Source organism: Ruegeria sp. AF1 (genome assembly GCF_056542125.1).
The window spans coordinates 863326-876400 of the sequence record NZ_JBQFZG010000001.1 but is presented as its reverse complement, the minus strand read 5'-3'; the positions used below and the strand labels follow the sequence as shown (position 1 = coordinate 876400).

At 58.1% G+C, this 13075-nt stretch carries 11 protein-coding genes; 2 read left to right on the top strand and 9 right to left on the bottom strand.

Features of this window, described 5'->3' with window-relative positions; translation table 11 throughout:
- Positions 1 to 5 precede the first annotated feature (5 nt).
- The 5 genes from ACR0BK_RS04330 to ACR0BK_RS04310 are packed head-to-tail and all read right to left on the bottom strand — an operon-like array spanning position 6 to position 5539.
- The gene (locus tag ACR0BK_RS04330; protein ID WP_209503286.1) at positions 6 to 275 is read right to left on the bottom strand and encodes a K+/H+ antiporter subunit F; all 270 of its coding nucleotides are present in this window, start codon (positions 273 to 275) and stop codon (positions 6 to 8) included.
- Positions 272 to 769 carry a Na+/H+ antiporter subunit E gene (locus ACR0BK_RS04325; RefSeq protein ID WP_480473523.1) on the bottom strand — a complete coding sequence of 166 codons (498 nt, stop codon included), beginning with the start codon at positions 767 to 769 and terminating at the stop codon, positions 272 to 274. The genes ACR0BK_RS04330 and ACR0BK_RS04325 overlap by 4 nt, the downstream gene beginning before the upstream one ends.
- Positions 769 to 2313 carry a monovalent cation/H+ antiporter subunit D gene (locus ACR0BK_RS04320; protein ID WP_480553858.1) on the bottom strand — a complete coding sequence of 515 codons (1545 nt, stop codon included), beginning with the start codon at positions 2311 to 2313 and terminating at the stop codon, positions 769 to 771. The genes ACR0BK_RS04325 and ACR0BK_RS04320 overlap by 1 nt, the downstream gene beginning before the upstream one ends.
- Positions 2310 to 2669, bottom strand: coding sequence for a Na+/H+ antiporter subunit C (locus ACR0BK_RS04315; RefSeq protein WP_209503290.1), 360 nt, complete (start codon positions 2667 to 2669; stop codon positions 2310 to 2312). Before ACR0BK_RS04315 ends, ACR0BK_RS04320 begins: the two co-directional genes overlap by 4 nt.
- The gene (locus ACR0BK_RS04310) at positions 2669 to 5539 is read right to left on the bottom strand and encodes a monovalent cation/H+ antiporter subunit A (protein ID WP_480553857.1); all 2871 of its coding nucleotides are present in this window, start codon (positions 5537 to 5539) and stop codon (positions 2669 to 2671) included. The genes ACR0BK_RS04315 and ACR0BK_RS04310 overlap by 1 nt, the downstream gene beginning before the upstream one ends.
- 233 nt (positions 5540 to 5772) lie before the next feature.
- Between ACR0BK_RS04310 and ACR0BK_RS04305 the strand changes: the two genes are divergently transcribed.
- Both ACR0BK_RS04305 and ACR0BK_RS04300 read left to right on the top strand, forming a co-directional pair.
- A complete protein-coding gene (locus ACR0BK_RS04305; RefSeq protein WP_480553894.1) occupies positions 5773 to 6234 on the top strand; it encodes a rhodanese-like domain-containing protein in 462 nt (153 codons plus the stop codon).
- On the top strand, positions 6231 to 7055 hold the full coding sequence (locus ACR0BK_RS04300; RefSeq protein WP_480553856.1) for a CE1 family esterase: 825 nt from the start codon (positions 6231 to 6233) through the stop codon (positions 7053 to 7055). The genes ACR0BK_RS04305 and ACR0BK_RS04300 overlap by 4 nt, the downstream gene beginning before the upstream one ends.
- On the opposite strand, the gene mdoH is transcribed toward ACR0BK_RS04300, so the two are convergent.
- From mdoH to ACR0BK_RS04280, 4 genes are read right to left on the bottom strand one after another with little or no spacing between them, the layout of a single operon-like run.
- A complete protein-coding gene (mdoH, locus tag ACR0BK_RS04295) occupies positions 7056 to 8927 on the bottom strand; it encodes a glucans biosynthesis glucosyltransferase MdoH (RefSeq protein ID WP_480553855.1) in 1872 nt (623 codons plus the stop codon).
- The gene (locus tag ACR0BK_RS04290; protein ID WP_480553854.1) at positions 8924 to 10423 is read right to left on the bottom strand and encodes an OpgD/OpgG family glucan biosynthesis protein; all 1500 of its coding nucleotides are present in this window, start codon (positions 10421 to 10423) and stop codon (positions 8924 to 8926) included. The genes mdoH and ACR0BK_RS04290 overlap by 4 nt, the downstream gene beginning before the upstream one ends.
- A complete protein-coding gene (locus ACR0BK_RS04285) occupies positions 10420 to 11637 on the bottom strand; it encodes an OpgC family protein (protein ID WP_480517648.1) in 1218 nt (405 codons plus the stop codon). The genes ACR0BK_RS04290 and ACR0BK_RS04285 overlap by 4 nt, the downstream gene beginning before the upstream one ends.
- A 28-nt stretch (positions 11638 to 11665) precedes the next feature.
- Positions 11666 to 13036 (bottom strand): tetratricopeptide repeat protein, encoded by a 1371-nt coding sequence (locus tag ACR0BK_RS04280; RefSeq protein ID WP_480517646.1) that lies wholly within the window; start codon positions 13034 to 13036, stop codon positions 11666 to 11668.
- Positions 13037 to 13075: the final 39 nt, after the last annotated feature.

Below are 13075 nucleotides of genomic sequence, written 5' to 3'. Positions count from 1 at the left end.
CGCCCTCATTCGATGATGTTGCCGCGCAGCATGAATCGTGCATAAGCCACGGTTGAGACGAAGCCCAGCATCGCGATGATCATGGCCGCTTCAAAGAAAATTTCGGTTCCTTTCGACAGGCCATAAAGGATCATCAGGGCAATCGTATTGATGACCATCGTATCCAGAGCCAGAACCCGTGTCCCAACGCCGTCCGCGGTAATGATCCGCCACAGACACATCATGATCGCCGCGCCGAAACAGGCAAATGCAAAGTAGATTGCGTATTCGATCATTCGAAAATCTCCTTCAGGCGACGTTCATAGCGTTGCTTGATTTCGTCGCGCACCTGATCCGGGTTCGGCGCGTCCAGGCAATGAACCAGCAGATTGTGCCCCTGTGCCGACAAGTCGCAACTGACGGTGCCGGGCGTCATCGTGATGGTTCCGGCCAGCACGGTTATGGCCTCGGGTGTCCGAAGCTCCAGCGGAATGCTAACCCAGTTGGGCCGCCGGTCTTCATTGCGTTTGAAGAGGACGATCCGGGCCACCGTCATATTTGCAACGACAATATCCCACAGCACCACGATCATGTATTCGGCGACCATGGGCCAGTTGCGCAGCTTGGGCCTGTCGGGCCAGTAAGGTTGTGTGACGAAGGGAATGATGATTCCAAGGATCAGGCCAAAGACCAGAGAATTCAGTGACGGGCTGTTGGCCAGCAGAATCCAGACGATCGTCAACAAAATGGTCAGGTGCGGGTGCGGAAATATCCGGTGTAGCAGTTTCATCACTCGGCCCCTCCCAATACGGCAGAAATGTAGTTTTCAGGCGTAAACAGCTGCCCTGCAGTTTGGCTTGTATATTCCAGCGCAGGACCCGCGAACAATGTTAGCAGGATCAGGCCGGCTACGGCGCCAAAAACGGCAGTAAAGGCCAGACCGGGTTGCGGTTCCGGTGCGACCGGTGCAGGGGCAGCTTCATTTTCCGCTGGCTCTGCTATCGGAACAGCCTGAGTGTCGTAACTTTTCCAGAAAATCAACGTTCCGGCTCGGGCCAACCCGATTATTGTGACGAACGAGCTGATCAGAATCACGGCCCAGACCGTCGTGGCATCCGAAGCATCGCGCGAGGCGTCCAGCACAAGCAGCTTGCCAATAAAGCCGGACAAGGGCGGCATCCCCGCCATCGCAATCGCCCCCACGAAGAACAGCGCGGACACCAGCCCGCTTTGCGGCATGGGTGGCGTTGGTGCGATGGCCCCGCCGCGCCGCGCCATCACCAGATCGGCAACCAGGAATAGCAGGGCTGTCGCCAGTGTCGAATGGAACACATAGTACAGTGCCGCGGCTGTTGCATCAGGCGTGAATTGTGAGATTGCGATCAACAGGGTGCCCATGGATGCAATCGCGCAGAACGCCACCATGCGGGCGATATGTTTTGACCCCAGAATGCCGATAGCCCCGACGGCCAATGTGACAAGTGCAGCAGGTTGCAACCACGCTCCCACCAGTCCCTGCGTTGCGGCGACATCGGGGCCAAAGGCCAGTGTGAACATCCGCAGAATCGAATAAGCCCCGACCTTGGTCATGATTGCAAACAGGGCCGCGACGGGCATTGGCGCATTGGCGTAGCTGGCAGGTAGCCAGAAATGCAGGGGCAGAACGGCGGCCTTGATGCAAAAGACCAGCAGCAAAAGAACCGCGCCAACCCGCAGCAATGCCGTATCCTCGGCCGGGATTTCTGCTACCCGTAAGGCGATATCTGCCATGTTCAGTGTCCCGGTCACGCCATAGATCGTGCCCAAAGCAAACAGGAACAAAGTCGATCCCAACAGGTTGTAAGCGACATATTGCACACCCGCCTTCAACCGCACCGCACCGCCACCATGGGTCATCAGGCCATAAGAGGCGATCAGCAGAACTTCGAAAAACACGAAAAGGTTAAAGGCATCTCCGGTCAGGAAAGCGCCGCAGACACCCATAAGCTGAAAATGGAACAGGGCGTGGAAATGCTTGCCCCGGTTGTCCCAGCCTGTTGCAATGGCGTAAAGCACAATCGGCAGGGCAAGCAGAGCTGTCAGCAAAACCATCATAGCTGACATACGATCCAGAACCATGACAATGCCAAACGGGGCAGGCCAGTTGCCAAGCTCGTATACCTGAATATCTCCGCCCGAGGCCTGTGCCGTGATCGTCAGGGCGATACCCAACAGGGCTACAACACCGGCAACCGAAAAGATGCGCTGCAAATCCAGATGGTATCGCAGGACCATGATGTTAAACGGAGCCAGGATCGCGGGCAGGACGATCGGCGCAACGATCCAGTGGTTCATGCGTCTTCTCCTGCTGCATCTACGCTGTCCTGCGCTGTCATGTCGATATGGTCATCCTTGGAGGACAGGTACGCGCTGAGCGATATCATCACGATCACCGCGGTCATCCCAAAGGAAATCACAATTGCGGTCAGCACCAGCGCCTGTGGCAGAGGATCGGTATAAGCGACGTCCTTGTATTTGTTCAGAACCGGGGGGGCGTTCAGCGCAAGGCGCCCGGTCGCGAACAGGAACACGTTGACCGCGTAAGTAATCAGCGACAGGCCCAGAATGACAGGGAACGTCCGGCGGCGCAGGATCAGGAATATTCCGGCAGCGGTCAAGATACCGACGGCAGAGGCTACGAGCGCTTCCATCAGGCCTGCTCCTTCTCTTGTTCTTGTTCCGGTGGAGAGTCCCGCAGAGGGTTGATATCCATCGGAAATTCCTGTGCCATTCCGGGTTGCCATGCAAAGCGGGACAGGCTGTCGAGCGCCAACATTACCGCGCCCAGAACCGCAAGGAACACGCCCGTGTCAAACAGCATGGCGGTGGCCCATTCGAATTCCTCAAGTGGCGGCCAGTGGAGATAGCCGAAATCACTGGTCAAGAAGGGGCGTTCATTAAACCAGGCCCCCAGACCCGTGGCTGCGGCGATCAGGACGCCCCAGCCAATGGTGCCATGGTAATAAAACCGCTGCCGCTCAATCGCCCAGGTATAGCCGCTGGCCATGTATTGCATCAGATAGGCGATGGCGACGATCAGCCCGGCGATAAAACCGCCGCCTGGCTGGTTGTGCCCACGGAAGAAAATATAAGCCCCGACCATCAGCGCAATTGGCATCATCACGCGGGTCGCCACAACCATCATCAGCGGATGTGAATCACCGGATTGAGGCCAATGCGGTTTGCGATTCAGCAGGTAACTGCGGACATTGGTGCTTAGCACGGATTCCGTCAGCGCAAAGATAATCAGCGCGGCAATGCCCAGCACGATGATCTCGCCAAACGTATCAAAACCCCGGAAGTCGACCAGGATCACGTTGACAACATTGGTGCCGCCACCACCCTTATAGGAATTGGCCAGATGGAATTCTGAAATCGTTGGAAATGCAAAATCGCGCATCATCATCGCGTAGACCAGCGCGCCGGTGCCAAGACCGGCAACGACGGAAATCGCGGCATCCCGCCATCGCCGCGCCGCGCTGCTGTCCCATGGCGTCTCGGTCGGCAGGAAGTTCAGCGACAGCAGCAACAAGATCATCGTTACCACCTCGACCGAGATTTGCGTCAAGGCAAGGTCAGGAGCTGAAAGATAGTTGAACGCGATGGAAACGATCAGGCCCACGACACCGATCAAAACCAGCGACAACAGGCGGTTCCGGTGGAACCACATGATACCAAGCGTCGCGCCCACCAAACAGATCCAGCCGATGATCGGAATGATCTGCGCTGGCAGCGGAACGCGTGTTTCCACACCGATGGTGCCTGTCGAATAGGCGTAATAACCAAGGCCTACAGTGAAGGCGACGAAGATGACCGCATAGCGGCTGAGAACACCGTTATGCATTTCATCGGTTATCCAGCGGCTTAACCTGGTCAGCGCGTCGATGATTGCCTCAAAGATCACCTTGGCCTCGGGTCGGGGCAGGGCATTCCAGACCTGCTCGCCGCGTTTGTGCATTGCCAGCAGGAACAGGCCGCCCAACGTCGCAACAACCGACATGTAAAGTGCAGGCGTGAAGCCATGCCACAGTTTGAGCGAGTAATACGGCAGCTTCTCTCCGCCAATTACCGCGCTGGAAACCACGGCGATCAGGGGGCCAACGATTACTGCGGAATTCAGACCGATCAGGACGACCAGCACCACCAGCAATGCGGGTGCCAGCCACAGCCCGACAGGCGGGTCATGCGGATGGGCGGGATAATCGTCTCGCTGGGGTCCAAGGAAAACATGGCTGACGAATCGGAAAGAATAAGCGGCCGAAAACAGCGCTGCCAAAAGTGCCAGTCCCGGAACCAGATAATGTGAATGCAACCAGGTGGTATGGACGGTCTCTTCCAGCATCATCTCTTTCGACAAAAAGCCGTTCAGCGGCGGCAGACCCGCCATGGACAGGGCCGCGATGGTGCCGATGGTAAAGGTGATCGGCATCAGGTGGCGCAGACCGCCCAACCGTTTCAGGTTCCGCGTACCGGTCTCGTGATCCACGATCCCGGCGGTCATGAACAGGGCAGCCTTGAAGGTCGCATGGTTGATGATGTGGAAAATGGCGGCCACGGCGGCAATTTTGGTGCCAAAGCCCAGCAGCATGGTGATCAGGCCCAGATGGGATACGGTCGAAAAGGCCAGCAGCGCCTTTAGATCATCCTTGAACAGCGCGATGACCGCACCCAGCAGCATGGTGATCAGACCAGTCGTGGCCACGATGTAGAACCAGGCATCTGTTCCTGCCAGAACCGGCCACATCCGCGCCATCAGGAACAGACCGGCTTTCACCATGGTGGCCGAGTGCAAATAGGCGGAAACCGGTGTCGGTGCGGCCATCGCATGCGGCAGCCAGAAGTGAAACGGGAACTGTGCCGACTTGGTGAAAGCGCCCAACAGGATCAGGATCAACGCCGGCAGGTAGTAGGAGGACGCCTGAATCAGTTCCTTGCTCTGCAAAATGACACTCAGGTCATAGGACCCAACGATATTGCCGAGGATCAGCATCCCGGCGATCATCGCCAACCCACCCGAGCCGGTGACGGCCAAAGCCATGCGCGCGCCCTGTCGGCCATCGGGCAGATGTTTCCAATAGCCGATTAGCAGGAATGAGCTGAGCGATGTAAGTTCCCAGAAAACAATCAAAAGTAGGATATTGTCGGACAGGACAATACCAACCATCGCCCCCTGAAATAGCAGCAGGTAGGTATAGAACTGCCCCATCGGGTCTTCGCGCGACAGGTAAAACCGTGCGTAGAGAATGATGAGCAATCCAATGCCGAGGATCAGCAAGGCGAAAAGAAATCCCAGCCCGTCCAGCATGAAATTCGCGTTCAGGCCCAACCTCGGTATCCAGTCAAACCGGGCAGTCACGACGTCTCCGCGCATGACCGAAGGGATGTGGATCAGCAGCCCCATCAGGGCCAGAAATGTGGTCAACCCGGCTGCGGATGCGGCAGCGTTTCGGCCCGCGCGGATCAGCAGTGCGGGAAATACAGCACCAAGGAAGGGAAGGGCCGCGATAAGGAATAGGGACAAGTGCGATACTCCGGTCTGGGCGGTCAGGGTGAGGTCAATTTTGTAAGGATATTTTGCCGACTGTCCAGAGATGGCAACTTTTTAACGAGCTGAAATGGATCACCAAGGTATTGGCGGCGCAGCGCATTAATGACGCGATCTTGATCTGCGAGCTGTCTTTCACCGCGCAACCTGCTGTTTGGTTGTGATAGAAACAGCACCAGCGAACAGGAGGCTGAGGTGTGGCCGAAAAAATGAACCGATCCCGACGGTGGGTAGTGATTGGCGTCGGTGCCGCGATTGCTGCCGGGTTTGCGATTAGGCAATACAGGCTGATCCCCGAAGATCACAGCGGTGGCCGGATCAGTGTGGCCGACGCTCATGAGCAGGCAGTGGACGGGCGCGTTCTGCTGGTTGATATCCGCACACCGCGCGAGTGGCGCGCCTCGGGAATTGGCGAGGGCGCGGTACCGCTGGACTTGCGCCGCGAGGATTTCGTCGACGTTCTGACACAAATGACCGGCGGTGATCAGGCTGCGCCCGTGGCGCTGATTTGCGCCCGAGGGGTGCGGTCCGCGCGCCTCAGCAATCGTTTGATTGAAGCCGGATTCACAAATATCATCGACGTACCCGAGGGTATGTTGGGCTCGGCGGCCGGGCCGGGATGGGTAAGAGCCGGTTTACCGGTTCGCAAATACAATGAGGATGCGGGATGATCAGGGAAATCGGCTTGGCAGCAGTATTTGCCTTCACCGCGCAGTTGGCCCTGGCGGGATGCGCTGATCAGGGGGATATTTGCGAAACCTCCTTGGGCGCGTACCATATCGAACTGCCCGATGCGGAAAACCCGCCATTGGTGGTGTTTCTGCACGGATATGGCGGCAGTGGATCGGGAACGATGCGAAATCGCGGGATGGTCGAACCTCTGTTGGCGCGCGGTTATGCAGTGATGGCGCCTGAAGGTTCGGAAAGGCCCAACCGGGGCGGCAGAAAAAGCTGGAATTTTATCCCTGGATTTGGCGAACGGGATGAAACCGCCTTTCTGTCCGAAGTGGTTCAGGACGCGGAAAACCGGTTCGGAATCAATGTGGACCGGGTCATGCTGGGCGGGTTTTCGGCTGGTGGCTTTATGGTCAACTATCTCGCCTGCAAGGCGCCCGAGACATTTTCAGCATATGTTCCGGTGTCCGGAGGATTCTGGCGGCCACACCCAGAAACCTGCAAGGGTCCAATCCGGATGCTGCATACCCATGGCTGGACGGACAACGTAGTTCCGCTTGAGGGGCGCGTACTGGGCGGTGGCCGGTTTCAGCAGGGCGATATCTATGCCGGGCTCGAAATCTGGCGCGAGGCAAATGGCTGCGTCGATCACAAACCGGCCGGCTTTAGCACAACGGAGAATTTCATGCGCCGCCGCTGGACCACCTGTGCCAAAGGCAGCGCGCTGGAGTTCGCCTTGTTCCCGGGGGGTCATACAGTTCCAGCCGGTTGGGCCGATATGGTCGTGGATTGGTACGAAGGGCTTCCCGGCAGTTGATCACTCTGCCGGCGCCATCTTGATCTTGCCTTCAACCAGTTGCTTCAGCTCGGCCCGGTAACGGCGGGCCGACCGGGTGATGGCAGGTTCGCGGAAATCCTCGCGCATCCCGACCATCCGGCGTGCGGCACCGGCCGAAACACCGCTGAGTGCCGATAGCGGGATGGCCAGGGCGAGACTGATGGCAATCGGAGCCAACCAGATCGAGACCAGCCCGGACAGGATACCAACACTCAAGGCGATGCCACTGACTGTTTCCAATGCATGACACAGAAGCAGTGTGCGTAATCCGTAACTGCCACCGTCGCGTGCTTGCGGCGACCAGCCCCGCTGAATGCCAAGCGCCGTCCGGAAAACGGCGATCATCTGTTGCACCATCAGGATCGGCGCATACAGGATCGACAGAATGACCTCGGCCAGAAACGAGGTCAGGAACTTGAGGCCGCCTCCGAATTCGGAATAGCGTACACCGCTTAGCGGCAAAGCCAGAACTCCCAGCACCTTGGGTGCCAGCAGCATTGCATACATCACAAGAATGATCAGAACGTGCCGGGTTTCCGACATTTCCGGCCATTGCGGGAACAGCGGATTATCGGGGCTGAAGTAATGCAGGACAGAAGCGTCTTTGCCCTGACCGATCAGTGCCCACATCAAAAGCAGCGCAAACCACAAAGGTGACATCAAATAGCCAACGGCACCGTGGAACATGTGAAAACGCGAGACGGCCCGGAATCCAGTTGAGCCCAACAGTTTCAGGTGTTGCAGATTGCCCTGGCACCAACGCCGATCCCGCAACGCATGATCGATCAGTGTGGGGGGCGTTTCCTCGTAAGATCCCCGAATGCGCGGCAGGAACCGCACCGCCCATCCGGCACGGCGCAGCAATCCAGCCTCGACGAAATCGTGGCTCATGATCAGCTTATCCTGACCGTTGATCGCACGCATCTTGGGCAGTCCGGCACTGGTAGCGAAAGCCTTGGTGCGGATAATTGCGTTGTGACCCCAATAATTACCCTCTTGCCCGCACCAACGCGCCAACCCTTCGGCAAAGGCGATGCCATAGACTCCATTGGCAAATTGTTGCATTCGGGCAAAAACCGATTGCGCGCCGATCAGTTGCGGATAGCTCTGAATCAGCCCGGCACCGGGATCACGCGCCAGCGCATCGGTCAGCCGGTGTATAGCGCGGCCGGTCATCAGGCTGTCCGCATCCAGAACCAGCATCGCGTCCCAGTCTGCGCCCCAGCGACTGACCCAGTCGGCGATGTTTCCCACCTTGCGGTCGGTGTTTTGCTCGCGACGGCGGTAATACAACTCCAGTCCTGGGGCGAGCGTGGTGCGCAGGGCTTCGACGCTGGCCTGTTCCTGTGCCGCGATTTCAGGATCGCGCGTGTCGGACAGGATGAACATGGCATAGTGATGCTGCCCACCGCGTGCCTGCAAATCTTCGAGCATGGTGCGGGCGTTGCCCAGCACGTTCCATGGCACTTCGTTGTATACCGGTGTCAAAAGGGCAACGCGCAGGGGCTGTGCTGTGCGTTTGCGCTGCGGACGATCCTGTCTCGACAGCGAAACCATACCCAGCAGAACGGTGCAGACCGTGAACGAAATCCAGAAGAAGTTGAACGAGATAAGCGCCAACAGGATGCCCTCGATCAGATTGATCCCCTGGGCGCTGAACCAGTCGCTCATGATCCACAGCAGGCCCAATGTCGCTACCATCGCCGGTGAAAACGCAAGCGCGCGCCAAAATCCAGTCGCGCCCATGTCTGTGCCCGACGGGGCATCGGCATCGTGGAACCCAACGCTGAAATTCTGCGTGGGCATCGCCAGAGGTGCCTCGGGCGGCATGATATGCAGATCGCGGTTCATATGGTCCATCGGTAAAGCCACACCTCAGAGGCAGGCTGTTTGTCTTTCAGCAGTTGCGCGCGCAACTCGACATGATCGCGCCCATCTGGCTGGAATGAAAACGCAAGACGCAATCCACCCGTATCCGGGTTGCGTTGCAGAACACCGTCCGAGGTTTCTGCATGAGGGGAATCCACGAAGACACTGATCGCCTCGATATCATCGAACAAATCGCTGCCTTCGAAATCGATGACAGCCAAACGCCCTTCACCGAAGGTGTTCTCGCCCATGGCAGTGTTGGTCACCCGTGGCATCGGAGTGCGCTGAGGCTCCTCACCCCAGATCAGACGATAGGACAGGTCAACCCGACTGCCTGCTGCATAGGGTTCTGCCGGGCGCCAATAGGCGACGATGTTGTCGTAGATTTCCTGATCTGCCGGTATTTCGACCAAAGTAACGGTGCCTTTGCCCCAGTCATTCTGAGGCTCGACCCACAGGCCCGGGCGTTTGTGATAATTCGCCTCAAGGTCGGCATAGTCCGAAAACTCGCGCTTGCGCTGCATCAGCCCGAAGCCGCGTGGGTTCTCGTCAACGAAGGAAGATATTTGCAGGCGGGTCGGGTTGGCCAGCGGACGCCACAACACCTCGCCCGCGCCATTGCGGATCAACAGCCCGTCGCTGTCATGGACGGCAGGGCGGAAATCGTCAAACCGGCTTTGGTTGGTCTGGTCGAACAGGAACATCGAGGTGCCCGGCGCGATACCCACATGAGGCAGGTCTTCGCGGGGAAACAGCGTGGCCTCGACATCGATAACGCAATCTGCCCCCGCCGTGACATTGAAGCGATAGGCGCCAGTCACGCTGGGACTGTCCATCAACGCATGGACGACCATATTGCGATGGCCGGGTTTGGGGCGTTCCAGCCAGAAACGGATGAATTCAGGAAATTCCTCACCATCCGGTTCGCCTGTTTTCAGGGCCAGACCGCGTGCTGACAAACCGTAGACCTCGTCCAGACCGATAGCGCGGAAATAGCTGGCACCCTGCCAGACGCAGAATTCATCCGTCTTGCCGGGGCGGTGCATCTCGGTCCGAAGGCGCAGGCCTGAAAAGCCCAGAGTCTCGTCGATGGGCAATTGCGGCACATCTTCAGATTTCTCGAACATCCCCAGATCGAAAACGACCGGTGTGGTCATGCCATTTTCGACCGTTTCCACCTTGACGGTCCGGGGGAAATACAGGCCCGGTGTGAAGAAATCGACGTTGAATGGTGTTTCGGTCTCGTACCACAAAGCCCGGTCCAGTCGGAATCGGATCGAGCGATACTGTTCGTAAGTCAGATTCTGCCATTCCTGAGGAACCATTTCACGTTCCGCATAAGGGCGGTTGGCCAGGTCGCGGGCCAATTCGACCACGTGGTCGCGGTCAAAGGGGACTGCGCCCCCGGATGCATAGGCCGATGGGGCAAAGGCCAAGGCTGTCGTCGAGACGAGGAATGCGCGACGGGTTAAATTCATCTCTTCAATTTCCAGGGTTGAGACTTGAACCAAGATGCCAGATAAGCCACGCCAATGATCATGGCAAAGCCAATCATGTTGGCGACAAAGACGGTGGCAACATCCCGCCCAGTCTGATCAAGGGCAACGCCGATAAGTCGTGCTGCCGCCATGGAAAATACAAAGACTGCAAGGGATTGCTGACCGACTTTGGTGATGACTGTCAACAGGAACTGCCAGACGCGCGCGCCCATGCTGTGACCCGTCGCAATCAGGCGGTGACCATGTTCGCCTGCCGCAGCCCAACCCAGATAGGCCAATGACAGAAAATGGACATATCGCAGCGCGCCAAACTCGGTTTTGTCGCGCAATTCGTCAGTCAGTGGCCAGATCTTTCGGATCGCAGCGCCCAACTCAGGCGCAGCGGTATTGACCCAGAGGAAGACCTTCCAAGATCCAAACGGAGCTGACAGGATCAGGAACAAGGCAGCCGCCCAGACCAGAGATTTCGATACCGGTGGAGCGGGAATCCAGCCGCGCATCAAGGCAAATCCGGTGAAGAACAGCAATTGCCAGCCAAACGGGTTGAAAAACCATTGCCGATCCGACCACGGCTCGGCCGGAAGGGCCAGCGCGCCGGTCTGGGTGACACACCAGATCGCCACAGATGCAGCAGCCATCAGCCAGAAACTGATACGGTATAGCGCGATGTAGAGCGGCATCAGCGCCAGTACCACCAGATACATCGGCAAGATGTCAAAGTAGTTCGGTACATAAGTCAGCGTGAAGAGCCCCACCATCTGCGGGGCGGGATCATCGAAGAAATGCTGAAGGTTCAGCGACGAGACATAGGTTTTCTCGAACGCGCCGGTCAGGTCCAGCGCTGCCATTGTCATGGCAACAAAGAAGAACAGGGCAATATGGGCCCAATAAACCTGCCAGATGCGATAGGCCACACGGGCTGTGCCCATCCACCAGCCCTTGTACAGGAACGCCCCGCCAAAGGCGATGGCCGAGGCCATGCCCGAACAGAACACGAAGATCTCGGTTGCATCTGAGTACCCAAAGCGCGCCGGGATCCAATTCGCCCAGGGATCATTGGGAATGTGGGCAATCAGGATGATGAACATCGCGATGCCGCGATAGAAATCCAGTCGCGGGTCACGCGTGCGGGCGGGGGTCGCAGCCGAGGCCGCGACGGGTGCAAAATCAGCAGCGGGCGATATGGTCGCCATACGGTCTCTGTCCTTCTTGGTCGTCTTGTTACTCGGCGGGGACGCTTTGCATGTCTCCGCCGTCGCGCGCCGCATCAATCAGGGCGCGGCGCGCAATGGCATAATTGTCTTCACCGCCGGCGCGTTTAGCACGGCGGTCATCCAGAATACGTTCGACGGCATCCAGACGCCCGGCACGCAGACCCGAGTCGATGGTAATGCGTTCAAATACATCACGTTGTGCATGGCTTCCACCGGCCAGTTGCATTGAACCGCGCGCCGCCAACAGGTGATCAAATGCCGTGCCATAATGGCCGTCACCAAAGGCTTCAAGGCCCATGGCGGCCGCGACACCGGGATCGGCCATACGGCGGGTGGTGTCGTCATTGGCACGCGCTGCATCCTTGTTCATGCGGGTCAGCATCTTGGCGGTGGCGTCGGCGCGGTTGTCACCGGTCAGCGCCAGTAGATAGTGCAGATCGGCGAAGATCAGGCAGCCGTCTTCGGTGCGCGCAGCACTCAGGTCAGCCAGTTCTTCCCAGCGATTTCCGACATTTACGCCTTCAAGTTCAAGCCGCATCAGCAGCGAAGTTCCGTTCGAGATGTCGCGGTAATCGTCGGTTTTGTCCTTGCGGACGTGGTTGTCATACAGATCCATCACCTGATCAATCTGACCCAGATCCAGATGCATCAGAGCCTTATGCCACCAGACGTGATAGCGGAAGTTGTTGCAATGGGCCCAGGCCGCCTCGCGTCCGGCCAGCCAGTCAAGGCCCAGCTGCGCGTTGCCGGTCATTTCATGGACATGGGCCACCGCGTGCAGACCCCAGGCATCGTCGGACACCATCCAAAGCGCCTGACGTCCTGCAATTTCGGCCTTTTCGTAGGCTCCGGTTTCTTCTAGCGCGAAGGAATGGCAGCCCAGCAGATAGCCGCGACCGGGGTGATCGGGTTCATATGCTGGCATTACCCGTTCGATCGAACGGCGCATTCCATCCGGATCCCCCAGAACGAAACGGGTCGCATGGCTGAGTTTCATCGCCAACGTATCCTGTGGGTGATCGCGCAGAACCGCTTCGAACTTTTGCACCGCCTGTGTCAGGTGTCCCGCCAGATACAGCCCCAATGCATCGACAAACAGCCGCTCGCGCGCCGAGACGGGCTGCCGGCTCATCGCAGCATTGGCAGCCGCCAAAGCCTCGACTGCAACCGCCATCATCTCACGCCGACCGAGAAGGGCCATGAACAGGCCTTTCACGGCATGACCCAAAGCAAAATCGGGCTCAAGCTCCAACACTTTGCCCAGATGTTGGGGTGTAGCCGCGGCATGCGCCATAAACCCAAGCAGAACACCATTCCAGGCTTCGACAGCTTCCGGCTGCGCCAAGGTGTTCATCTGTCCAAAAACGTCTTGTTTCATACTTGGGTCCAATCTGATTGCGGTATTTGACACTGTTTG

Excerpts from the sequence above, each read along its gene's own strand:
- ACR0BK_RS04330 (WP_209503286.1), bottom strand. The coding sequence starts at position 275 with ATGATCGAATACGCAATCTACTTTGCATTTGCCTGTTTCGGCGCGGCG.
- ACR0BK_RS04320 (WP_480553858.1), bottom strand. The coding sequence starts at position 2,313 with ATGAACCACTGGATCGTTGCGCCGATCGTCCTGCCCGCGATCCTGGCT.
- ACR0BK_RS04305 (WP_480553894.1), top strand. The coding sequence starts at position 5,773 with ATGAACCGATCCCGACGGTGGGTAGTGATTGGCGTCGGTGCCGCGATT.
- mdoH (WP_480553855.1), bottom strand. The coding sequence starts at position 8,927 with ATGAACCGCGATCTGCATATCATGCCGCCCGAGGCACCTCTGGCGATG.
- ACR0BK_RS04315 (WP_209503290.1), bottom strand. The coding sequence starts at position 2,669 with ATGGAAGCGCTCGTAGCCTCTGCCGTCGGTATCTTGACCGCTGCCGGA.
- ACR0BK_RS04285 (WP_480517648.1), bottom strand. The coding sequence starts at position 11,637 with ATGGCGACCATATCGCCCGCTGCTGATTTTGCACCCGTCGCGGCCTCG.
- ACR0BK_RS04290 (WP_480553854.1), bottom strand. The coding sequence starts at position 10,423 with ATGAATTTAACCCGTCGCGCATTCCTCGTCTCGACGACAGCCTTGGCC.
- ACR0BK_RS04300 (WP_480553856.1), top strand. The coding sequence starts at position 6,231 with ATGATCAGGGAAATCGGCTTGGCAGCAGTATTTGCCTTCACCGCGCAG.
- ACR0BK_RS04325 (WP_480473523.1), bottom strand. The coding sequence starts at position 769 with ATGAAACTGCTACACCGGATATTTCCGCACCCGCACCTGACCATTTTG.
- ACR0BK_RS04280 (WP_480517646.1), bottom strand. The coding sequence starts at position 13,036 with ATGAAACAAGACGTTTTTGGACAGATGAACACCTTGGCGCAGCCGGAA.